At 64.8% G+C, this 23,135-nt stretch carries 20 protein-coding genes; 10 read left to right on the top strand and 10 right to left on the bottom strand.

Annotated features, from left to right (window positions below; genetic code table 11):
• The 3 genes from AC1D00_RS01395 to AC1D00_RS01385 all read right to left on the bottom strand — a co-directional run.
• A partial coding sequence (locus tag AC1D00_RS01395; protein ID WP_477009401.1) for a chemotaxis protein CheA occupies positions 1–1,429 on the bottom strand: 1,429 nt, incomplete at its 3' end.
• A complete protein-coding gene (locus AC1D00_RS01390; protein WP_008142319.1) occupies positions 1,426–1,791 on the bottom strand; it encodes a response regulator in 366 nt (121 codons plus the stop codon). The genes AC1D00_RS01390 and AC1D00_RS01395, both read right to left, overlap by 4 nt.
• Positions 1,791–2,114, bottom strand: coding sequence for an STAS domain-containing protein (locus AC1D00_RS01385; RefSeq protein WP_027549419.1), 324 nt, complete (start codon positions 2,112–2,114; stop codon positions 1,791–1,793). The genes AC1D00_RS01390 and AC1D00_RS01385 overlap by 1 nt, the downstream gene beginning before the upstream one ends.
• Before the next feature lie 268 nt (positions 2,115–2,382).
• On the opposite strand from AC1D00_RS01385, the gene AC1D00_RS01380 reads away from it, so the two are divergent.
• The 3 genes from AC1D00_RS01380 to AC1D00_RS01370 all read left to right on the top strand — a co-directional run bounded on the left by AC1D00_RS01380 (position 2,383) and on the right by AC1D00_RS01370 (position 6,549).
• Positions 2,383–3,522 carry an HD domain-containing phosphohydrolase gene (locus AC1D00_RS01380; protein WP_477009400.1) on the top strand — a complete coding sequence of 380 codons (1,140 nt, stop codon included), beginning with the start codon at positions 2,383–2,385 and terminating at the stop codon, positions 3,520–3,522.
• Positions 3,523–3,708: 186 nt separating this feature from the next.
• A complete protein-coding gene (locus AC1D00_RS01375) occupies positions 3,709–4,380 on the top strand; it encodes a hypothetical protein (protein ID WP_477009399.1) in 672 nt (223 codons plus the stop codon).
• An 18-nt stretch (positions 4,381–4,398) separates the two neighbouring features.
• Positions 4,399–6,549, top strand: a complete 2,151-nt coding sequence (locus AC1D00_RS01370; RefSeq protein ID WP_477009398.1) for a CHASE2 domain-containing protein — start codon at positions 4,399–4,401, stop codon at positions 6,547–6,549.
• 62 nt (positions 6,550–6,611) lie between these two features.
• Here the strand turns inward: AC1D00_RS01370 and pobA are convergent, their stop codons facing one another.
• Complete coding sequence (gene pobA / locus AC1D00_RS01365) at positions 6,612–7,784, bottom strand: 4-hydroxybenzoate 3-monooxygenase (protein WP_404558624.1); 1,173 nt, start codon at positions 7,782–7,784, stop codon at positions 6,612–6,614.
• 50 nt (positions 7,785–7,834) lie between these two features.
• Here pobA and AC1D00_RS01360 point away from each other — a divergent pair, with 50 nt between their 5' ends.
• Positions 7,835–8,740 carry a helix-turn-helix domain-containing protein gene (locus AC1D00_RS01360; RefSeq protein ID WP_135177807.1) on the top strand — a complete coding sequence of 302 codons (906 nt, stop codon included), beginning with the start codon at positions 7,835–7,837 and terminating at the stop codon, positions 8,738–8,740.
• Positions 8,741–9,058: 318 nt separating this feature from the next.
• Positions 9,059–9,670 carry a LabA-like NYN domain-containing protein gene (locus tag AC1D00_RS01355; protein ID WP_404559178.1) on the top strand — a complete coding sequence of 204 codons (612 nt, stop codon included), beginning with the start codon at positions 9,059–9,061 and terminating at the stop codon, positions 9,668–9,670.
• A 23-nt stretch (positions 9,671–9,693) separates the two neighbouring features.
• Here the strand turns inward: AC1D00_RS01355 and pcaG are convergent, their stop codons facing one another.
• Both pcaG and pcaH read right to left on the bottom strand, forming a co-directional pair.
• Positions 9,694–10,320, bottom strand: a complete 627-nt coding sequence (gene pcaG / locus AC1D00_RS01350) for a protocatechuate 3,4-dioxygenase subunit alpha (RefSeq protein ID WP_477009397.1) — start codon at positions 10,318–10,320, stop codon at positions 9,694–9,696.
• Positions 10,321–10,324: 4 nt separating this feature from the next.
• Positions 10,325–11,113, bottom strand: coding sequence for a protocatechuate 3,4-dioxygenase subunit beta (gene pcaH, locus AC1D00_RS01345; RefSeq protein ID WP_271570814.1), 789 nt, complete (start codon positions 11,111–11,113; stop codon positions 10,325–10,327).
• Positions 11,114–11,208: 95 nt separating this feature from the next.
• On the opposite strand from pcaH, the gene AC1D00_RS01340 reads away from it, so the two are divergent.
• The 3 genes from AC1D00_RS01340 (at position 11,209) to AC1D00_RS01330 (ending at position 15,065) form a co-directional block, all read left to right on the top strand.
• Positions 11,209–12,138: a LysR family transcriptional regulator gene (locus AC1D00_RS01340; protein ID WP_477009396.1), complete on the top strand. Its 930-nt coding sequence runs from the start codon at positions 11,209–11,211 to the stop codon at positions 12,136–12,138.
• A 68-nt stretch (positions 12,139–12,206) separates the two neighbouring features.
• On the top strand, positions 12,207–13,511 hold the full coding sequence (gene pncB, locus AC1D00_RS01335; protein WP_404558626.1) for a nicotinate phosphoribosyltransferase: 1,305 nt from the start codon (positions 12,207–12,209) through the stop codon (positions 13,509–13,511).
• 246 nt (positions 13,512–13,757) lie between these two features.
• Positions 13,758–15,065, top strand: a complete 1,308-nt coding sequence (locus AC1D00_RS01330) for a GGDEF domain-containing protein (protein ID WP_477009395.1) — start codon at positions 13,758–13,760, stop codon at positions 15,063–15,065.
• A 14-nt stretch (positions 15,066–15,079) separates the two neighbouring features.
• Here AC1D00_RS01330 and AC1D00_RS01325 read toward each other — a convergent pair whose 3' ends face one another.
• Positions 15,080–15,700, bottom strand: a complete 621-nt coding sequence (locus AC1D00_RS01325) for a TetR/AcrR family transcriptional regulator (protein ID WP_477009402.1) — start codon at positions 15,698–15,700, stop codon at positions 15,080–15,082.
• Positions 15,701–16,374: 674 nt separating this feature from the next.
• Between AC1D00_RS01325 and AC1D00_RS01320 the strand changes: the two genes are divergently transcribed.
• Both AC1D00_RS01320 and AC1D00_RS01315 read left to right on the top strand, forming a co-directional pair.
• A complete protein-coding gene (locus AC1D00_RS01320) occupies positions 16,375–19,779 on the top strand; it encodes an acyl-[ACP]--phospholipid O-acyltransferase (protein WP_477009394.1) in 3,405 nt (1,134 codons plus the stop codon).
• Positions 19,780–19,784: 5 nt separating this feature from the next.
• Complete coding sequence (locus AC1D00_RS01315) at positions 19,785–20,459, top strand: alpha/beta hydrolase (RefSeq protein ID WP_477009393.1); 675 nt, start codon at positions 19,785–19,787, stop codon at positions 20,457–20,459.
• A 4-nt stretch (positions 20,460–20,463) separates the two neighbouring features.
• Here AC1D00_RS01315 and tcuB read toward each other — a convergent pair whose 3' ends face one another.
• The 3 genes from tcuB to AC1D00_RS01300 all read right to left on the bottom strand — a co-directional run.
• Positions 20,464–21,564, bottom strand: a complete 1,101-nt coding sequence (tcuB, locus tag AC1D00_RS01310; protein ID WP_477009392.1) for a tricarballylate utilization 4Fe-4S protein TcuB — start codon at positions 21,562–21,564, stop codon at positions 20,464–20,466.
• 4 nt (positions 21,565–21,568) lie between these two features.
• Complete coding sequence (locus AC1D00_RS01305) at positions 21,569–22,597, bottom strand: alpha/beta hydrolase (protein WP_477009391.1); 1,029 nt, start codon at positions 22,595–22,597, stop codon at positions 21,569–21,571.
• A gap of 26 nt (positions 22,598–22,623) precedes the next feature.
• Positions 22,624–23,135 (bottom strand): FAD-binding protein (locus tag AC1D00_RS01300; RefSeq protein WP_477009390.1); only part of this gene is annotated, 512 nt, incomplete at its 5' end.

Genomic DNA, 23,135 nt, shown 5'->3' with positions numbered 1-23,135 from the left:
GCACGGCGCCGGCCGCGATCAGCCCCTGCTCTTCCGCTTTTGCACGGATGCGCGCGGTGTTGAGGCCGCCGCCATTGTCCTTCACGGTGACGAGCACCTGCGCGCCGGAATGAACGGCGGCGAGCTCGATCCGGCCCTGCTCGGTCTTGCCGTTGGCGGCGCGCGTTGCGGTGTCCTCGATGCCGTGGTCGATGGCGTTGCGGATCAGGTGCACCAGCGGATCGGCCAGGCACTCGATCATGGTCTTGTCGAGTTCGGTGTCCTCGCCCGTGGTGACGAATTCGACCGGCTTCGACAGATCGCGTGACAGATCGTGGATCAGGCGGCGGAAGCGGCCGAACAGCGAGCCGATCGGCACCATGCGCGCGCCCATCGTGGTGTCGCGCAAGGAGGAAGCGAGGCGCTCGATCTCCTCGGCGATCATCTTGATCGAGAGATCGGAGCCGGAAGATGCGAGCTGGGTCAGCCGCGCCTGGGCGATGACGAGCTCGCCGACCCGGTCCATCAATTCGTCGAGACGTTCGGCCTGGACGCGGACGGTGGCGATGCCGCGATCGTCGCGCTTGGCCTCGGCCTTCGGCTCCGGTTTCGGTTCAGATTTGGGCTCCGCCTTTGCGGCGGGCATCGGGGCAGCAGCCTCGGCCACCGGCGCAGGCATCTCGGCCACAGGCGCCGGCTCCTCGTCGAGGAGCTGGAATAGCGGCATCGGCGCGGGCGCCTCGACATGCTCCAAGGGTGAGAGGGTCAGCTTCATCTCGTCCTGGACGAACATGAAGACGTCGTCGATCGCGTCCTTGTCGCAGACCGCGTGCAGCTTGACGTCCCACTTCAAATAGCAGTCTTCCGGCTCCATCTCGTCGAGGAACGGGATGCCGTCGGTAACGGGCACGACGAAGCAGGGGCCGAGCTTGCAGAGGTCTTCCAGCAGGTCGAGCGGGTTCGAGCCGTTGCGAAGGATGTGGGATTCGAATTCCAGATACAGGTGCCAGCCGGCCTGCTTGCTCTCGACCGGCGCCGCCGCCGCCGTGATCTCGGCAACCGGCGCAACAGGCTGATCGGACGAGACAAAGCGCTTGAGGTCGTCGAGGATGCCGTCGCCGATGACGTCGTCGGTCGACTGGGGATCCTCGATCAGCGCGCGGATATAGTCCTTGGCGGCGAGCGCGACCGAGATCAGGTCCTGCGTCGGCTTGATCTCGCCCTTGCGGACGCGATCGAACGCGGTCTCGAATTCGTGGGTGAAGGAGGCGACCTTGTCGAAGCCGAACATGGCGCCCGAGCCCTTGATCGTATGCAGGGCGCGGAAGGCGGAATCGACGAGTTCGCGGTCATCGGGACGCAGGCCGAGATCGAGCAGGGCTCCTTCAAGAACCTCGAAGAGCTCGCTGGCTTCCTGACGAAAGACCTCGGTCGGGTCCATTGCACTCATGCGCGCACCAGCTTGCCGACAACGGCGAGCAACTGCTCCGGCTTGAAGGGTTTGGTGATCCAGCCCGTGGCGCCGGCGCTCTTGGCCTCCTGCTTCACCGTGTCGTTGGATTCGGTGGTCAGGAACACGATGGGCATGCCGACCGCGCTCGGCAGCTTGCGCAGCGCCCGGATCAGCTCCAGCCCGTTCATCACGGGCATATTGAGGTCGGTGATCACGAGGTCGAGCTTGCCGGCCTGGGCCTTGGCGAGCCCTTGCGCGCCGTCGCCGGCCTCGATCACGTTATGACCGGCCGGCTCGAGCACGACCTTGATCATTTGCCGAATGCTGGGGGAATCGTCGACGGTCAGAATCGTGGCCATTAGGTGCCATCTTTCTTTTGCGGGAAGTGCTGATCGATCATCGCGTCGCTGGCAAAGCCGGCGCGGCGAAGGGTGTTGCGCAGAGACTGGGAGAAGGAGGTGAGCACCACCGGGCGGCCCTGGGCCTCGCCCGTCTTGGCGGTCGACAGCAGAAGCTGGATCGACGTCACGTCGGCCTTGTCGACGCTTGAGCAGTCGATCTCGAGCCGCTCCTGGCGGCCGAACGCCTCGCGAATGAGATCATAGACACTGCGAATGGCCGCGATGCTGCAATCGGCGGGTAACCGCAACGACCACTTCGGCTCCGTCGGATTGAGCGCCATCGCTGTCCCCGCCCTTGCAAAATTCCGATACACGTTTGACGCGAATCAAGTGAGCAAACCCCTAACGGGAGAGTCCGTACAACTACGGGTCACATTCCCAAAGACTTCGCGCAACTGCATGCAACCGTGCATAGCCTGCTGAAATCCCATGCGACGCGCGCATATCCGCGGCGCCGTGCGCACGCACGGCGCATTTGCTTCGCGTTAAATTCGCCCGGGTTATGCAGTCGGTTCGTGCCCTTGCCAGCGAAGAGAGCCCCGGCCGCCGATGCTGACCCAAGCGCTTCTGGTTGACGACAGCCGCTCCGTTCTCAACTTTCTGAAACGTCACATCGAGGCCGAAGGTCTGGTCGAGGCCACCACCTTCCTCGATCCCGTGGCGGCGCTGGCCTGCGCACGCGAGCGCGTCTTCGACCTCGTGCTGGTCGACTACGAGATGCCGCACATGGACGGCATCAGCTTCATCCGCACGCTCCGCACCCTTCCCGGCTGCGCCGACATTCCGATCGCGATGATCACGTCGCGGCAGACCGATGACGTGAAGATGGAAGCGCTGCAGGCCGGTGCAACCGATTTCCTGCCCAAGCAGCCGCAGAGCGTCGAGATGACCGTACGCCTGCGGAATTTGATTCAGCTTGGTGCAGCCGTACGCAAGCTCAACGATCGCGCCGCGCATCTGGCCAGCGAAGTCGCGGCGGCGACGCGCAAGCTCGGCGTGCGCGAGGAGGAGATCATCCTGCGGCTCGCGCTCGCGGTCGAATACCGCGACAACGACACCGGCGAGCACACCCTGCGGGTCGCCCGCTACAGCCGCATCATCGCCGAGCAGCTCGGCCTTCCGGCGCGGCTCTGCCGCGACATCTATCTCGCCGCGCCGCTGCACGACGTCGGCAAGGTCGCCATTCCCGACAATATCCTGCTCAAGCCCGGCCGGCTGACCGACGAGGAGATGGCGGTGATCCGCACCCATGCCATGATCGGCGCGCACATCCTGGCGGACTCCGGCTGCGAGCTGATCCAGCTCGGTGCGCAGATTGCCGCAGGCCATCRCGAGCGCTGGGATGGCGCGGGCTATCCGAACGGCCTCAAGACGGACGAGATCCCGGTTGCAGCACGCGTGGTCGCGGTCGCCGACGTCTTCGACGCACTGACGACGCGGCGGCCATATAAAGAGCCGATGCCGCTCGAGGTGGCGCGCAACTACCTGGTCGAGAACCAGGGACGGCAGTTCGACCCGGCCTGCGTCGAGGCTTTTCTGTCGCGCTGGGACGAGGTCGTGGAGATCGCCGCCGGGCAGCAGGCGGCACCATTTCAGAAGGCGGAGGCCACGCCCGCTCCTGGTATGGAGCGAGCCATCGAGGGCCGTCCGGCCAATGACCGCTCGCCGGAGGCCGTTTCGCTCGCCTGACATTGACCATCCGGCCAACAGCTTGCCGCGGCTCTGTTTTCTCCGGTCGCCGGTTTGAACCCGTTCCTGATAGAGTGCACCAATATCTAAGAGTGATTCTGGTCACACTTGCCTGGGCGCTCCGCTGCTAAGTATCGGACCAGGACGGGACCGGCACAGCAGCGGTCGAATTGGATGAGAGTACCCATGAGAAGCCTGATCGGCGCCGTTGTCGGCGCGCTCTATATTACGACCCCCGCCCTGGCGGAGACGCCGGCCGCGATCGTCGAGGACGTCCAGGGCAAGGTCGACGGCGTCGCGTTCATGGACTATGTGGCGCCGGGCAAGATCATCAAGCTCGGCCCGAAGGCGAGCGTCACGCTCAGCTACCTCAAATCCTGCCTGCGCGAGACGATCAGCGAAGGCGTCGTGCTGGTCGGCGCCGAGCAGAGCACCGTGCAACTCGGCGAGGTCAAGCGGGACAAGGTGCCCTGCGACACCAACGCGGCGCAGCTGTCCGAGCGAGAGGCCAACCAGAGCGCCGCGACCACCTTCCGCACCGTGCGCTCGGACGCCAAGGGCGCGCCGACCCCCAAGCTGCCGACGATCTACGGCGTCGCACCGCTGGTGCAGGCCAAGAGCGGCAGCACGCTGGTGATCGAGCGCACCGACGGCAAGGAACCCACGATCAGCGTGCCGCTCAGGAACGAAACCATGATCGGCGGCAAGTTCTATGATTTTGCCAAAGCCGGGAAGTCGCTGACCCCCGGCGGCAGCTATCTCGCCATTCTCGGCGCCAAGCGCTATGCCTTCCAGGTCGATGCCAGCGCCACGTCATCGCCGACGCCGATCGTCGGCCGCCTGCTGCGGCTCGAATAGGCGGCTTGCGACGGGGCGATGCGGCGGATCGGAAGGCGGGACATCGTTGCGACGATCCTGATTGCGCTCCTCGCGGGCGCCGTCTTCACGTCTCCGCCGCTTCAGACGCTGCAAGGCCTGTCGCTCGACATCCTCACCGCGATGCGCAGCAAGCTGGTCGGCGACCGCCGTGATCCCGCGACATCGCCGGTCGTCGTCGTGGCCATCGATGGTGAGACCTACGACACCCCGCCCTTCAAGGGATCGCCGACGCAGACCTGGACACGCGAGATCGGCCGGGTGCTCGGGAGCATCACCGAAGGCGGCGCCAAGGTCATCGGCTTCGACGTCATCTTCAAGAACTCAATCGAGCAGTCGGAGATTCCGTTCGGCGATACGTCGTTCGGCAGTCGCATAAGAGGATTTGACCGGGACTACCTCATCGCGCTCCGGCAACTCTCCGACAGCGGCAAGCTGGTGCTCGGCGAAATCCTGAGCAACGACCATCCGGAAGTGCCCTATCGTGCGCAGCAGGTGGCGGTGCGCAACACCGTCCGCGCGCTCAATGTCCACACCGACCACGACGACGTGATCCGACGAATGCCGTTGAGCTTTGCCATCGAGGGCAGGCCGATCCCCGCGATGGCGGTGGAGCTCGCTGCGCGTGCGCTTGGCGGAAAGCCTGAAATTGCGCCGTCCGGCGCGACCGAGCTGTCCGGCTATGCGATCCCGAGCGCGATACCGAATACAATGACGCTCAACTTTCGAGGGCTGGGACGCGACGTCCCGACCTTCTCCTTCGCCGACCTGCGCGCCTGCGTCGAGAAGGGCGATCGCGATTTCTTCCGCCGCGCCTTCGAGGGCAAGGTCGTCCTGCTCGGCACAGTCCTGAATTTCGAGGACCGTAAGCTCACCTCGATGCGCCTGTCCCGCGGATATGACGGCTCGCCCGCGCCGCGTTGCGCGCTGCCCGCCCCGGCGGGCACCGTGCAGAAGGCCCGCAGCGACATCGCCGGCGTCTTCGTGCATGCCACCGCGATCCGAAACCTGATCGAGCGCGATGCCGTAACCGAGCTCGGCTTTCCCGCGCGGAACATTCTCACGATCGTGTTCGCGCTCGTCATCGCTTGCGCCGCCTGCATGCTTGCGCCGAGCGGCGCACTGATTGCATGGCTCGGCCTGACCGCCGTTTACGCCGCCGTGGCCGTCGGTGCGTTCGTTCACGCACTGGCACTGCCGCTGACCGAGCCCGCGCTCGCAAGCCTTGCCGCGCTCGCGATGATGATCGGCTACCGCTTCGTGCTGGCCGATCGCGACGAGCGCTTCCTGCGCAGGAGCTTTGCCTTCTATCTCGCCCCTGAAGTGATCAACACCATGGTTACCTCCGGCAAGATGCCGGCGCTCGGTGGCGAGATGCGCAACGTCACCATGTTCTTCTCCGACCTCAGCGGGTTCTCCTCGATCGCAGAGACGATGACGCCGGGCGAGCTGGTCACGCTGATGAACGAATATCTCTCCGCCATGACCGACATCATCGAAGGCCATGGCGGCTATGTCGACAAATATATCGGCGATTCCATCGTCGCCATGTTCGGCGCGCCCGCCGACGATCCCGCCCACGCGCGCAACGCCGTCCGTGCGGCGCTGAAGTGCCACGAAAAACTGGCGGACCTCAACGCCAACAACGCCGTCTTCGCGGGTCACGGCCTGTCGCACCGGATCGGGCTCAACAGCGGCGAAGCCGTGGTCGGCAATATCGGCTCCCGCCGCCGCTTCAACTACACCGTGATGAGCGACACCGTGAACGTCGCCTCGCGGCTCGAGGGTGCGAACAAATATTACGGCACCGCGATCATGGCCTCGGAGGCGACAGTGGCGCAGACAGCTGACGCCTTCGCCTGGCGCGAGCTCGACGCAATCAGGGTGCTGGGCCGCGGCGAGGCGATCAAGGTGTTCGAGCCGCTGGCGGAGAAAGGCGCGGAAAGCGGTGAGCAGACGAAGGTCACCGCGGCCTATGCGGAAGGGCTGGCGTGCTGGCGGGCAAGGGAGTTTGCGAGGGCGGCCGATACGTTCGACGGGGTGGCGAAGGTCGATCCGCCATCATCCATGTTTGCAAAGCGCGCGAGAGCGCTCGTCGCAAATCCACCGCCGCCGGAGTGGACGCCGGTCAACACGCTCGAAGGGAAGTAGTGGCCGCTTACCCTCCCCTGGAGGGTGAAAGAGGGCGCCGCGTTCGCCGAAAATAAGCCCGCTTAAAACGGCAGTCCCACATAATTCTCCGCAAGCAGGCGCTGCGCCGTCTCGGACGAGAAAAGATATTCCAGCTCCGTCTGCTGAAGACGATCCTCATAGTCGAGACGATCGGGGAAACGATGCAGCATCATCGTCATCCACCAGGAGAAACGCTGCGCCTTCCAGATCCGCGCCAGTGCCTTGGCGGAATAGCCTTCGAGGCCGGAATCATCGCCGCTCTGATAATGTGCGAGCATGGCATGGTAGAGATAGTAGATGTCGGAGGCGGCGCTGTTCAGCCCGCGCGCGCCGGTCGGCGGCACGATGTGGGCGGCATCGCCGGCGAGGAAGAGGCGGCCGTAGCTCATCGGTTCGGCGACGAAGCTGCGCAACGGCGCGATGCTTTTTTCGATCGAGGGCCCCGTGATCAAGCGGCCGGCGACCTGCTCCGGCAGGCGGCGCTTCAGCTCGGCCCAGAACGCATCGTCCGACCAGTTCTCCACCTTGTCGGTGAGCGGCACCTGGATGTAATAGCGGCTCAATACTTGCGAGCGCAGGGAACACAGCGCAAAGCCGCGCTCGTGCTTCACATAGATCAGCTCCGGCGACACCGGCTTGGTGCGCGACAGCACACCGAGCCAGCCGAACGGATAGACCTTCTCGTACTCGCGCAGCACGTCCTTCGGGATCGACTTGCGGCTGACGCCGTGAAAGCCGTCGGCGCCGACGATGTAGTCGCAATCGACGCGAACGATCTCGTCGTTCGATCGGTACGTCACGTAGGGGCGATCCGACGCCAGGTCATGCGGCGTCACGTCCTGCGCATTATGCACGACCTTGCCGCCCAGACGATCGCGCGCCTCGTAGAGGTCGCGCGTCAGCTCGGTCTGGCCGTAGACCAGAACCGAATTGCCGCCGGAGTATTTGTGCAGATCGATCTGGGAGAGCACCCCGTCATGGGCGATCTCGAACCCCCGGTGGATCTCGCCTTCGCGGTCCATCCGCTCGCCGCATTGCGCCTCGCGCATCAGTTTTGCGAAACCGTGCTCGAGTACGCCGGCGCGGATCCGGGCCAGCACGTGCTCACGGCTGTATTTCTCCAGCACGACCGTGTCGATGCCCTTCAGATGCAGGAGCTGGGACAAGAGCAGCCCGGACGGCCCGCCGCCGATGATACAGACCTGAACTTTCATTTTTGCGTCCTCCCGACGGCACTTTTTTGCAGATTTAACTGCGCAAACCGATGGAGGGTTTCGTCTTTGTCTTGTACTATTCGTACATGAGAAGCGCCGCCCCTGCCCCCGCGATCCGGGTCTACAATCTGTTCGGCGAGTCCGGCGACCTGCCCGACGTCGTGCATTGCGAGACGATCGCGTCCCGCTCGGTGCTTCACGACTGGACCCTGGCCGTGCACCGCCATGCCCGGCTGCACCAGGTGCTGCTGATCGAGCGCGGCGGCGGCGAGGCGACGCTCGACGGACGCGTGGTGCCGTTGAGGCCGATGCAGATCGTCAACGTACCCGTCGGACACGTCCACGGGTTCCGCTTCGTGCCAGAGACCCAGGGCTGGGTGCTGACCATCGCGGCGGAGATCCTGGACGAGGCGCTGCTCGCCGCCGAAGGCCTGCGCGGCGCGTTGTCACGATCAGGCGTGGTGCGCAGCACGCCGCAGATCCGCACCACCATGAAGCAGATCTTCGCCGAACACGCCGCTCGCGATTTCGGCCGCGCGCATGTGCTGCGCGCCTTGTCGGCGGCGATGATCGGGCTGGTGGCCCGCGCGCTCACGAGCGAGAGCGGTGGCAATGGCACGGCCGAATCCGGCCTGTTCCGCCGCTTCGAGGCGCTGCTCGAGCAGCACCATCTGGAACGCTGGAGCGTCGCGGACTACGCAGGCGCGCTGTCGATCACGCCGACCCATCTCAACCGGGTGACGCGGGCCGCGACTGGCGACACCGCCTCGCACCTGATCCTCAACCGCCTGATCCGCGAGGCGCGGCGCAACCTCGTCTACACCAACCTTCCGGTCTCGACGATCGCCTACGCGCTCGGCTTCGAGGATCCCGCCTATTTCAGCCGTGTTTATGCTGCCGCCACGGGGCTATCGCCGCGCGCCTTTCGCACCCGGCTGCATGGCGATGAAGGCTGACACATCGGCCGATCGGACAGCCGCACCTATGGCCGAAGGCCAAGCTGTGAACCGCAACGGCCTTCGTTGCCGGCGCAGCCACCTACCTTCGTATATGGAGTCCTATCCTTTGGATAGAGACCCTTTACCTCAGTACGATTGAGCGGGAAATGCGCGCGCCTTACCCTGGCTGCATTCGGCGCCCTGGCGCTGGTGGCTATTGGGTCCTCCCTAACCTAGGCGCAAGACGGCCGTCCCTGTCCGGTCGTCTGCGCTGCTTTTTTCAGCAAGCCATCGGCGCCTTCAGTACTTTCGCGTGCAACTGGAGATTTTTGCATAATGCCTTCGATTGAGAAGATTGCACTCTTTATCGATGGCTCCAATCTCCATGCCACCTCCAAGGCGCTCGGCTTCGACATCGATTACAGGCGTCTGCTCGGCGAATTCCAAAGCCGAGGTGCGCTGTTGCGGGCCTTCTACTACACGACCGTCGTCGAGGATCAGGAGTATTCGTCAGTCCGCCCGTTGATCGATTGGCTCGACTATAACGGATACACCGTCGTCACCAAACTCACGAAGGAATTCGTCGACGCAATCACCGGCCGCCGCAAGGTGAAGGGCAGCATGGATGTCGAGCTCGCCGTAAATGCGATGGAGCTCGCCGAGCACGTCGATCAGATCGTGCTGTTCTCGGGCGATGGGAATTTTCGTTCGCTGGTGGAAGCCCTGCAACGCCGCGGTGTCCGCGTGACGGTCGTCTCCACGCTCTCCACTCAGCCAGCCATGGTCGCCGACGACCTGCGCCGACAGGCGGACGTATTCATCGATTTGGCAGAACTGAAACCAAGAGTGGGGCGCGATCCGGCCAATCGGCCGGGAACGCGCGAGACGCGTCAGTCGCCGCAATTCCTCGCGCGCGTAGCGGTCGATCGCGGCGACCAAGTGGAGTGATCCTGCGGAAGGCCGCCCGACTCTCAGACGTCGAAAAACACGGTCTCCTCGGGCCCCTGCAAATTGATCGTGAAGGAATACACGACCTTGCCGGCGCGCTCGTTTCGCGTGGCGATCAGTGTCTTGCGCCGGGCCGGCTGCTCGATCAGGTTGAGCACGGGGTCGGCGGCGTTGGCGGCCTCTTCATCCGAGAAATAGAGCCGCGTGTTGAGACCGATATTGATGCCGCGCGCGACGATCCAGACAGTGACGTGTGGCGCACATTTGCGCCCAGCCTTGTCGGTGATGGCGCCGGGCTTGATGGTCTCGAAGGTCACGAGCGCGCTGTCGAAGTCGGAGCCGGCGCGGCCCCAGCCGCGAAACTCCTGTTCCAGCGCGCCGGCCGAGCGGTCGGCCGGATGATTGTAGCGGCCGGCCGCATTGGCCTGCCAGATTTCCAGCAGCACGTCGCGCAGCGGCGTACCGCTGCCATCGAGCACCCTGCCTTCCAGCGTGATGCGTTCGCCTTGCGTGTTCGGCGTCACCAGCACGTTGGAAAAGTTCTTCTCGAAAATATCGAAGCCGGCCATGGCCGGGATCAGGCCGATGTGGACGTAGGGGCCGGCGGTCTGCGAGGCGGTTTCCTTGAGATAGTTGAGCGGTTGCGGCATTGGCTCAGTTCCCCTCGGTGCGATTTTCAAAATAGGTGGAGCGCTGGCCGCGCAGGACGATGTCGAAACGGTAGGCGAGCGAATCGAACGGCGTCGAGGCGTTGAGGTCGAGCGGCGCGACCAGGCGGTCGAGCGCATCCTTGTCCGGAATCGTCGTCAGGATCGGGCAGACCGGGATCAGGGGATCGCCCTCGAAGTACATCTGGGTGATCAGGCGCTGGGCGAAGCCCGAGCCGAACACCGAGAAGTGGATGTGGGCGGGACGCCAGCTGTTGACGTAGTTGCGCCAGGGATAGGGGCCCGGCTTCACGGTGCGGAAATAGTAATAGCCAGTGTCGTCGGTCAGCGCGCGGCCGCAGCCGCCGAAATTCGGATCGATCGGCGCCAGATACGTGTCCTTCTTGTGCCGGTAGCGGCCGCCGGCATTGGCCTGCCAGAACTCGACCAGCGTGTTGGGAACGCCACGGCCGGTCTCGTCCAGCACGCGGCCGTGGACGATGATGCGCTCGCCGACGGGATCGCCGTCCTTGGCGTAGTTGCGGATCAGGTCGTTGTCGAGCGGGCCGAGATCGTTGTGGCCGAACACCGGCCCCGTGATCTCCGAGACCGAGTTCTCCAGCGACAACAGCGCCTGGCGCGGCGAGCGCAGCACCGAGGATTTGTAGCCGGGCGCATGCGCCGGTGGATGGATCGAGCGATCGCGCTGGAAGAAGCCACCATCGCCGAGCGGCGGCGTGAACGGCTCGGGGCGGTTGAGGCGGGGATCCCGCAAGGCTGGCGCCTGGGCATTCATCGGCGTTGTCTCTCCCTTGGGCGCTCCGGTCCGGGCGCACGGCTTATCGGGAGATCATGGGACGGTCTATTCTCAAGATAAATAGATCGATTATAATGAATTCCATGAAGAAAATCGATCATTTGGCCCTCGACGGCCATGCCCTCGAACTGTTCCTGGCCGTGCTGGAGGAAGGTTCGGTGACGGCAGCCGCCACACGTCTCGGCTCGACGCAATCCGCGGTCAGCCACGCCCTGAACAAGCTGCGGCGGATCGCCGGCGATCCGCTGTTCGCCAAGTCGGGCCGCGGCATCGTCGCCACCGCACATGCGCAGGCGCTGGCCGGCAAGGCGCGGGCATTGATCGACGAGATGCGCAGCTTTGCCGGTGGCGTCAGCTTCGAGCCGGTGCAGGCTCAGCTTTCGCTCACGGTCGCCGCCAACGACTTCCAGCGCGACCTCTTGCTGCCGCGCTTCTTCGGCCATGTCGCCAGCCAGGTGAAGGGCCTGAACCTGCGCGTGATCCCCTCGCAATCGCCCTCGCCCGCGATGCTGCGCGAGAACCGCTGCGATCTCCTGATCACGCCGCTGCCGCCATCCGGCATCGACATCGTGCAGAAGCGCCTGCTCAGCGATCACTACGTTTGCTATTTCGATCCAAAGGCACGCGCGGCGCCCGCCGGCCGCAGCGCCTATCTCGCAGCGCGCCACATCACCGTGGTCTATACCGACAATGAGCGGCTCGACTTCGACCGCCGGCTGGCGGCGAACGGCTTCCACCGCGACATCGCCATCTCCGTGCCGAGCTTTTCAGGCGTGCCGTCGTTCCTGCGCGGCTCGCAGATGCTCGCGAGCATGCCGAGCCTGCTCGCGTCCGGCGTCATGCAGGGCTTCGCGCAAACGCTGATACCGCTGGCCTCGCGCACCCGGACGCTGGCCGAGCTGCCGATGTTCATGGTCTGGCACCAGCGCTACCAGAAGGACCCGGCCCATCGCTGGATCAGGAGCCAGCTCGAGACCGTGGCGGCGACGGCCGCCGGAGACTGAGCCTCAGTAAAGCCTGCCCTCCGCCGAACCCACTGGTTGCCTTGCGGCAGCCACGCTAGAATTGCCCCATGACAGTGACCGATATTGCGAGCCGGACCTACAATCACAGCTGGCGGCTGGATCCCATCATCCGCAGCCTGCTCGATACCGACTTTTACAAGCTATTGATGTTGCAGATGATTCGGGAAGATTACCCGGATCGACAGGTGACCTTCTCGGTCATCAATCGCTCGCGCCATGTGCGGCTCGCCGAGATCATCGACGAGGGCGAGCTGCGCGCCCAGCTCGACCATGCCCGCACCATCCGCTTCACCAAGAAAGAGCTGATCTGGCTTGCCGGTAACACCTTCTACGGCAAGACCCACATGTTCTCGGCGGATTTCATCCGCTGGCTCGCCGAATTCCGCCTGCCCGAATACGAGCTGCGCAAGGTCGAGGGCCAGTACGAAATACATTTCCACGGGCCGTGGACCCACACCACGATGTGGGAGATTCCGGCGCTCGCGATCCTCAACGAGCTGCGCTCGCGCGCGGCGATCAAGGGCCGCGGCCGCTTCGAGCTGGACGTGCTCTACGCCCGCGCCAAGGCCAAGCTGTGGACCAAGGTCGAGCGGCTGCGCAAACTGGAGAACCTGAGGCTCTCCGACTTCGGCACCCGCCGCCGTCACGGCTTTCTCTGGCAGCGCTGGTGCGTCGAGGCGGTGAAGGAAGGCCTGGGCCCCTCCTTCATCGGCACCTCCAACGTGCTGCTCGCGATGGACAACGATCTCGAAGCCATCGGCACCAACGCGCACGAGCTGCCGATGGTCGCGGCCGCGCTCGCCAAGGACGACGAGGAGTTGCGCTGGGCGCCCTATCGCATCCTCGACCAGTGGCGTCAGACCTATGGCGGCAATTTGCTGATCGCGCTGCCCGACGCCTTCGGCACCAAAGCTTTCCTGCGCGATGCGCCGGAATGGGTTGCCGACTGGACCGGCTTCCGCCCCGACAGCGCGCCGCCAATCCAGGCCGGCGAGGAGATCATCGCCTGGTGGGAGAAGAAGGGCCGCAACCCCAGGGACAAGCTGCTCGTCTTTTCCGACGCGATGGACGTCGGCTCGATCGAGGAGACCTATCACCACTTCACCGGCCGCGTGCGGCTCTCCTTCGGCTGGGGCACCAACCTCACCAACGACTTCGTCGGCTGCACCCCGGACGGCTCGTTCAATCTCGATCCGATCTCGCTGGTCTGCAAGGTGTCGTCGGCCGACGGCCACCCGGCCGTCAAGCTCTCCGACAATCCGGAGAAGGCGACCGGCCTGCCCTCGGAGATCGAGCGTTACCTGCGGGTGTTCGGCGACGCCGGCCGCGTGCGCAAGCCGGTGCTGGTCTAGCACCGGCCCCAACTCTCTCGATCAAGTAAACCGCGCAGGACGAATGCGAGGCATCGGTTCGCCGATGCAGCACAGGTTCCGGCTTGTCGGCATTTGCTACGATCTGCACGCATCCACTTCACGACGCCTTCACCCTGCGATGCAGTCCCTCGTCTCTTTCAGGTCGAGTTAAGCAACCATCTCCTCTACTTGGCGTTGCAGGCGCATCACTCCGCTGGGGTCGTTGATCGATTTGGGGAACTGAGGGTGTTTCGGAGAACATCGGCGTCGACGAAGGGGCACAGCTTCCTTCACGTCATCAAGCTCGTCTCGCCTTTCGTGATGGTCRTCGTCCTCCAGGCGACGATTGCGGGATTCAGCCTCGAGGTGATGTCATCGGTCCGCGCCTATGTCGCGGGCGAAGCGCTATGGTCGCGCTCGCAGAAGAACGCCGTCTATTTCCTCAATCGCTATCTGCATTCGGGCGACAAGAGCCAGTTCGCGCAGTACCAGGCCTCGCTCGCCGTTCCCATCGGCGACGAGTTCGCTCGCTGGGCGCTCGAGCGCGATCCGGTCGACGTCGAGGCCGCTCGCATCGGCTTCCTGCAGGGCGGCAACCATCCCGATGACGTTCCGGGATTGATCTGGCTGTTTCGCTATTTCAATCGCGTCAGCTTCCTCCAGGAAGCCATCCGCGAGTGGGCCGCCACCGATCCCATGCTGCTGGAGCTGAGCGTGTTCGGCGAGGTCATCCGGTCGGAGCTGGAGAACGGCCCGGTTCGGGATGGCAGCCGCCTGCAATTCCTGTCGTCTCGGCTCTCGGAGCTCAACACCCAGTTCACGGTGCATGCGAACCGCTTCTCCACGGTCCTGGGCGAAGGCTCCCGCGCGATCAAGTTGACGCTGACCTGCATCAACATCGTCACCGCCCTGGCGCTGATCCTGCTCCTGATCTGGCACACCCGGCGATTGGTGCTGCAACGACAGGCGTTCGAGGATGCCCTGCATGCCGAGAAGGAGCGCCTGGCCTGGCAGGCCTCGCACGACTGGCTGACAGGCCTTGCCAACCGTCGCGCCTTCGAGGCCCGCCTGCAAGGCGAGCTGGACAATGTTGCGGCAGGCTCGCTGGGCCTGATCCTGCTCGACCTCGACCAGTTCAAGAACGTCAACGACAGCTGCGGCCATCTGGCGGGCGACCGCCTGCTCTGCCAGGTCTCGCGCCTCCTGCAACAGGACCGGCGGCCGCATGATCTGGTGGCCCGGCTCGGCGGCGACGAATTCGGCCTGATCCTGCCGCAGTGCTCGCCGTTCGACGCAGCCGACGTCGCCGAACGGCTGCGGCGATCGCTCGAGCTGTTCAGCTTCGCCTGGGACGATCGTTGCTTTGCAGTGACCGCCAGCATCGGCATCACCTGCATCACCGACCGCGACACCACGCTCGAGGACGCGATGCGGCGCGCGGATGCCGCCTGCTATCGCGCCAAGGAAAAGGGACGCAACCGGGTTCAGGTCGACGGAGTGCGGCCCGACGTCGTCCTCATTGCAGCACGGCCACGCGAAGCTGCACGCGCCTGAGGCTGCTCGCCCTGTCACCGCAAAGGCAGAATCCCGAGGCCCGCGAGGTGCGCGTCGAGGAACTGCTCAACCTGCTGGCGCAGCAACTGGGGCGGCACCGCCACCATGCGCTCCTCGAGACCGAGCGAGATGATGCCGTGCACCGCGGAAAACAGGGTGCGCGACAGCAGCGCGATCTTCACGTCATCCGCATCCGGTAGCAGCCGCACCAGAGGCGGGTGCATCAGCGCGAACGCGTCCATCACCATCTGAAGGATGTCGTCCGGATAAGGGCGATCGTCCTCCATCCGATGCTCGAACAGCGAACGCAGCAAATTGGCGTGCTCCGCAAAGAATTCGAGATAGGTCTCGGCGAGCCCGTAGAGCTGGCGAACCGGATCCTCGGCCGGAACCCCGGCAAGCCGTGCCGTGAGCGCCTGAACGGTCTCCCGATTGACGGTCAGGATCACCCCGTCGAAGTCACCGAACTCGTTATAGACGCTTCCGACGGAGCAGCCGGCGGCTTCGGCGACGTCCCGAACCWTGAGTGATCTCAAGCCCTTAGTGGCAATGATGCCGCGGGCGATCTCCAGGATCTGGGCCCGGCGGCGATTTTTTTTCTGGTCCCGCAACGATTCTTCTTGAACATTGTTCATTTTCAAGCTACCAATGTGAACATTGTTCAATTTAACCCGGAGACCTGCAAAATGCAAACCCTCGCTGTTGATATCGTCACCACTTTCATCGATGACGCCGCCGCCCTCGTGACCGGCCTTGGCCGGGCCGCCCTCAAGCTCGCGATGACGCCGATCGATCGCATCGCAAACGCCTGCGACATTGCCGGCGTGCTCGCCGAGCGCCGCGCGACCTTCCGGATGTGGCGCACCAACCGTAGCCTCGTCCGTCATGAAGGCCGCAGGTTCAGCCTGCTTGGTCGCTTCTCGCCCTTTCGCCACCTCGCCCATCTCACCTGAGACGCGCGCCGCGAAGCGGTTCGAATGCAAGAAAAGGCTGCAATGAAGGACTTACCATTTGCCGACATTCGCAGCCGATGTCGCGGGCCTTACCGGTACGGATCAGTTTTTGCTCACGGCCCGTCGCATATCCGGGTCAGCGCGGCCCTCCCACCCAGAGCCGACGCGGCCGAAACCGGAAATTTGCGAACCTAACGAGACCATTAGGAGACCAACAGGATCGGAGGGATCGAGGGGACAGAGGCAGGCCGACGACAATCGTCACTCTGCAATCGTTCGTCCCATGCCCTTCCGGTCGTGACGCTTTCACCGCCACCGAAACAACCTCAGGCTGCCTTTCCAAAACAGGACTAGTCATGATCAGGGAATTGATGTCGTCACGCCGCTTCGCGCCGCTGTTCTGGGCGCAATTCTTCTCGGCGCTCAATGACAATGTGCTCAAGAACGCACTCGTCATCATCCTGCTTTACAGTGCCGCGACCGGCCACGGCGATGCGCTGGTGACGGTGGCAGGCGCCGTCTTCATCTTTCCCTATTTCATCCTGTCCGGGCTCGGTGGACAGCTCGCCGACAAATACGTCAAATCCGTCGTCGCAAGACGGCTCAAATTCGCCGAGATCTTCGCCGCTTGCTTCGCCGCCGCCGGCTTCTTCCTGCACTCGGTGCCGCTGTTGTTCGCAGCGCTCGCGCTGTTCGGGATCATCGCCGCCCTGTTCGGCCCCGTGAAATATTCCATGCTGCCGGACCAGCTCGAGCTCGGCGAGCTCGCGACCGGCAACGCGCTGGTCGAAGGCGCCACCTTCATGGCCATCCTGCTCGGCACCGTCGCCGGCGGCCAGTTCGTGGCCGGCTCCGCCCATATGGGCTGGGTCGCATCGGCCGTGGTCGTGCTGGCCCTATTGTCCTGGACCTTCGCTTCCCGCATTCCGCAGACAACGCCCTCCGCGCCCGATCTGCCCGTCAACGCCAATCCCTGGACCTCGACCCTCAGCCTGCTGAAGACGCTCCATGCGGACCGTCGGCTGTGGGACGGCACCGTGATCGTCTCCTGGTTCTGGCTGGTCGGCGCCATCGTGCTGTCGCTGCTGCCGGCGCTGGTCAAGGAGGTCGTTGGCGGCACCGAAGGCGTGGTGACGCTGTGTCTGGCGATCTTCGCGATCGGCATCGCCATCGGCTCGCTGTTCGCGGCGCAACTGAGCCACGTTCGCCCGAACCTCGCGCTGGTGCCGATCGGCGCCATCATCATGGGGTTTGCCGGCCTCGACCTCGCCTGGGCCATCGGCGTGACCAGCAAGGGACACGAGATCGCCGCGCTGGACTTCGCAACCTCGTTCGCCGGCCTGCGCATGCTGATCGATTTCGTCGCCTTCGCATTCGGCGGCGGCTTGTTCGTCGTTCCGTCCTTCGCCGCCGTGCAGGCCTGGTCGGCACCGTCCGAGCGCGCTCGCATCATCGCCGCGGGCAACGTGTTGCAAGCCGCCTTCATGGTGGTCGGCTCGCTGTTCGTCGCGCTGTTGCAGGCGACTGGCCTCCATATCGGCTGGATCTTCTTCGGCCTCGGCGCCGCCAGCTTCGGCGCGGTGTGGTTCGTGCTGACCAAGTGGGGCAAGGAAGGCGTGCGCGACTTCGGCGCGCTCTTGTTCCGCGCGCTGTTCCGCACCGAGGTTCGCGGGCTCGAGAACCTGCCGCCTCCAGGCACGCGCATGCTGATCGCGCCGAACCATGTCAGCCTGATCGACGGCCCGCTGCTGCACGCCGTGCTGCCGATCGACGCGAGCTTCGCGGTCGATACCGGCATCTCCAAGGCCTGGTGGGCAAAGCCGTTCCTGCGGGTGGTCAAGCATTACACCATGGACCCGACCAAGCCGCTGGCCGCGCGCGACCTGATCAAGCTGGTTGCCGCAGGTGAGCCGGTGGTCATCTTCCCGGAGGGACGCATCACCGTCTCCGGCTCGCTGATGAAGGTCTATGACGGCACCGCGATGATCGCCGACAAGGCCGACGCCGTGGTCGTGCCCGTCCGCATCGAAGGCGCGCAACGCTCGCATCTCAGCTACCTCGACGGCAGCCAGATCAAGCGCTCGTGGTTTCCGCGGGTGACGGTCACGATCCTGCCGCCAGTCAAGCTGCCGGTCGATCCGTCGCTGAAGGGCAAGGCGCGCCGCAATGCCGCCGGCGCCGCGCTCCAGGACGTGATGATCGACGCTCTCGTCAAGAACGCCATGCTCGATCACTCACTGTTCGAAGCGCTCGGACACGCCTATCGCGACCGCGACACCGGCAAGGTCATCATCGAAGACGCGCTCGGCACCAAGCTGACCTATCGCAAGCTGATCCTGGGCGCGCAGGTCTTGAGCCGGAAGCTGGAAAACGGCACTTCCGTCGGCGAGAATGTCGGCGTGCTGCTGCCGAACTCCGCGGGCGTCGCCGTCGTCTTCATGGCGCTGCAAAACATCGGCCGGGTCCCGGCAATGCTCAACTTCTCCGCCGGCCCGGTCAACGTCCTCGCCGCCATGAAGGCCGCGCAGGTCAAGACCGTGCTGACGTCGAAGGCCTTCATCGAGAAGGGCAAGCTCGACAAGTTGATGACCGCGATCTCCGCGGAGGCGCGAATCGTCTATCTTGAGGACGTCCGCGCCTCGATCGGGATGGCCGACAAGATCAAGGGCCTGCTCGCAGGCACCGCGCCGCGCGTCGTCCGCCAGGCCAACGATCCGGCCGTCGTGCTGTTCACGTCGGGCTCGGAAGGCACGCCCAAGGGCGTGGTGCTGTCCCACCGCAACATCCTTGCCAACTCCGCGCAGGCGCTGGCGCGCGTCGATGCCAACGCCAACGACAAGGTGTTCAACGTGCTGCCGGTGTTCCACTCCTTCGGGCTGACCGGTGGAATGATGATGCCGCTGCTCGCCGGCATCCCGATCTACATGTACCCCTCGCCGCTGCACTACCGGATCGTGCCGGAGCTGATCTACCAGACCGGCGCCACGATCCTGTTCGGCACCGATACGTTCCTCACCGGCTATGCGCGCTCGGCCCACGCCTACGACTTCCGCACCTTACGTCTCGTGATCGCCGGCGCCGAAGCGGTCAAGGATCGCACGCGGCAGGTGTTCATGGAGCGCTACGGCATCCGCATCCTCGAAGGCTATGGCGTCACCGAGACGGCGCCGGTGCTGGCTATGAACACGCCGATGGCCAACCGTCCCGGCACCGTCGGCCGCCTGTCGCCGCTGATGGAAAGCCGCCTCGATCCGGTCCCCGGCATCGAGGAAGGCGGCCGCCTCTCGGTGCGCGGACCGAACGTGATGCTCGGTTACTTGCGGGCCGAAAATCCCGGCGTGCTCGAAGTGCTCGCGGAGGGCTGGCACGACACCGGCGACATCGTGGCAATCGACGCGGCCGGCTTCATCACCATCAAGGGCCGCGCCAAGCGCTTTGCCAAGATCGCAGGCGAAATGGTCTCGCTGTCGGCGGTCGAAAGCATCGCAGCGACGCTGTGGCCGCAAGCCGGCTCGGTCGCCGTGTCGATCCCCGACCAGCGCAAGGGCGAGCGCATCGTGCTGCTGACGACGGAAAAGAACGCCGAGCGCAGCGCGATGCAGGTCCAGGCCAAGGCGATCGGCGCGTCCGAGCTGACCGTTCCCGCCGCGATCATGGTGGTCGACAAGGTGCCGCTGCTCGGCAGCGGCAAGACCGACTATGTCACGGCAACGACGATGGCCCGTGAGCAGGCGTCCGCGCCGGAGCGCGACGTGGCGTAAGCCAGATGCACAATGCGCCTGAAACAGGCAGTGCGCGATGTCCGGGAGTGGTTCTGCTTCACGGCATCGCGCGCACCTCGGCATCCCTGACCAGGCTCGAACGAGCGCTTCAGGCGAGCGGGTTCGCGACGCTCAACATCGACTATGCCAGCCGCAGCAAACCGATCGCGGCGCTTGCGGACGATATCCATCCGGCCATCATCAGCTTCGCCGAACGTGACGCGCCGCTGCATTTCGTTGCGCATTCGATGGGCGGCCTCGTCGCGCGCGCCTACATCGCAAGACACCGCCCGGCCCGGCTTGCCCGCGTCGTGATGCTGGGCACGCCGAACAGCGGCAGTGAGGTCGCTGATCTCCTGCAGGGATTTCTGCCCTACCGCGCATTCTACGGGCCAGCCGGCCTCGAGCTCACCACCACGCCTGCAACCGCGCCGAATACCCTCCCCACCATCGACTATCCCGTCGGCGTGATCGCAGGAAGCCGCTTCATCGATCCCGTCGCCGGCCTCTTCGTCCTGCCGAAGCCCAACGACGGCCGGGTCTCGGTGCAGAGCGCGATGCTGGCCGGCATGGCCGAGCATATCGTGGTGAAGGCGTCCCACACCGGACTGCCGCGTCACGCCGCCGCGATCGCACAGACGATCGCCTTCCTGCGCGAAGGCCGTTTTCAGTCGGCGTAACAGATCACGGCGCCGTCCGCCGTTCCCGTGCATAGCGCACCAGCGCAGCGAAGCGATAGATGCCGTGCACGAACTTGCCGTAGGGCATGGTGATGAACAGCGCGAACACCGCGCCGAGATGCAGCGCCAGCAGCGGTCCCATGGCGCCCGTCTCGCGCAGGATCAGAAGCAGCATGCCGGTGAGACCGGTCAGGAACAGCATGGCGATGAAGCCGACATCCATGCCGTAGCGTTGCTCATCGAGCAGCTCCGGCGTCCCGCGCAGTTTCGCGACGAACAGGCCGATCGGCCCGACGATGAGGCCGCTGCCGCCGAGCGTGCCGAGCACCACGGGCAGATCCCACCACGGATACGGCGCCTCGCGCCCGAGGAGATAGTGATACAGCGTCGCGACGGACGTCGCGGCAAAGCACAGCAGGAAGCCGTAGAACGTCAGGTGGTGATAGAGCTTGCGCCGGTCGGTCGGCTTGTCGTCCTCGTTGTAGCAGCCGACGCCGCCGCCATGGAGATAGCGCAGCTCACCGGCATCCCGGATCGCCTGGACAATCGAGCCGCCGTCGGCGCGGCCGCCGATCGGCGTGCCGATATCGCGCCAGAATGCGCGCACGCTCATGACCAGCGCGAGGATGGCATAGAGGAACGCGGCGCTGAACAGCGCGGCCATCGCGTTGTGCGGCATCAGTCTGTAGAATGCGCCCGGCCCGGTATGGACGCCGAACAGCACGCCGCGGTCGTTCAGGGCGGCGAAGCCCAGGATGAAGAGCGCCATGCTGAGCGCGGCGACGATGCCGATGACGAGGCCGTTGCGCGCGAAGGCGCCGGACAGCGCCTGCGGCCAGGCATAGGCCGCATAGGACTCCGCGCGCGCGACCGCGAGGGTCTGCGGGACGTTGACGTTGAATTCGTGCGGCGGCGAGAACTGGCAATCGACGTAGCAGGCGCCGCAGGCATGGCAGAGATTGGCGAGATAGTTGAGGTCGCCGTCGGAGAACGCACGGCGCATCTCCATCGCCGGGAACACCGCGCATAATCCCTCGCAATAGCGGCAGGAATTGCAAACCGTCATCAGGCGGTCGGCTTCGTCCAAAATTCTGGTTCCGTGCATGGCTTTACTTCGTCAGGCCCTTTCCCTCGAGCCATTTCTGGATCAGGGCGGCGACCTCGAGGTTGTTCTTGTCCATCATCACCATATGCGAATTGCCCTTGATGCTGGCCTGCGGGAGGTCGACGATGTCGACGCTGCCCCCGGCCGCCTTGATGGCGTCCGCAAAGGCGATGCCGTTGGCGCGGATCTTGGGCCAGCGCGAATCGTGCTCGATATAGTCGCCGTAGATGATCAGGGTCGGAATGTTCTTCAGCGCATCCGCTCTGGCAGGATCGCCGATGCCGGCCGGCTCGATCGCAATCAGCGCCTTGACCTTGTCAGGCCGGGCTTGCGCGACCTTGAAGCCGAAGCTGCCAGCCTGGCTGTGGAACAGGATCACCGAGGGGCCGACGCGATCGATCTCGGCAATATAGGCGGCGAGGGTCGCATCGTCGGTCGTGGTCCAGCGCGGTACGTTCTGCTTGACGAAATTCTCGTAGCCCTCGACCGGAAACTGGTTGCCCGGCAGCACCTTGCGCTTGGCGGGATCGGGATCGTAGGAATTTGGCCCATCGCCGATGCGGAAACGTTCGAACGGATTGGCTGTGGTGAGGAAGACCGGCTCGCTCTTGAAGATGTCGGGGTATTGCGCCCAGCCCGCGCGTCCGCGCTCCACCGCGTCGGAATTGTAGACCGCCCACCCCTTGCGCAGAAAATAGTTCAGCCAGCCTTCGCGTCCGTCGGGCGTGGTCTCGTAGGTGACGCCGGTCAGTCCGCCGCCATGCCACATCAGCAGCGGATAGACACCCTTCTCGTCTGCCGGCAGGAAATACTGCACGTACATCTGCTCGACCTGATAGGTGCCGTTGGGATCGACCTTGGCCGGTACGCCGCCGGGCGCGAACACGACCTCCTTCACCGGCTTGCCGGAAATTTCGACAAGACGCCCACCGACATGGAACGAACCCATGTCGCGCAGGGTGATCGGCTCGGTGGCGCGGGCGTGGCCGGCGATCAGCAGCGTCGCGATCGAAGCAATGGCAATGCGTGACATGGTTCCTCCCAGAGTCTTTTCTTCATTTAGTTCTTCGCATGGCGTGCCGCTTCCCGTCCTGCGATCCGCCCGAACACGCTGCCGATGGTCATGCCCATGCCCGCCGCATAGCCTTTGCCGAGCACATTGCCGGCCATGATCTCCCCGGCCGCGAACATGTTCGCCGACGGCTTGCCGTCGGCCATCAGCATCCGCGCCTCCCTGGTCACACGCGTACCGAGATAGGTGAAGGTGATGCCGGGCCGCACCGGATAGGCGAGATAGGGCGGCGTCTCGATCCGCCGCGCCCAATGCGTCTTCGGCGGCGTGATGCCCTCGGTGCGGCAGTCGTCCAGGATGGTGTGATCGAAGGTGCCGGGCCGCACCGCGGCGTTGAACTCGGTAACGGTCTTTTCAAGCGCGGCCGGATCGAGCTCGAGCTTGCCGGCGAGCTCGGCGACCGTCTGCCCGGCGATCGGCGGGAACAGCGTCGGCATGAWGCTCGTGACGACGGTGGAATCGAAGATGATGTAGGCGATCTGGTCGGKCTGCGCAGCGA

It is taken from the genome of Bradyrhizobium sp. P2_E8, from assembly GCF_056403875.1.
The sequence above is the reverse complement of the archived record's forward strand: the minus strand, read 5'-3'. Positions and strand labels throughout refer to the sequence as shown.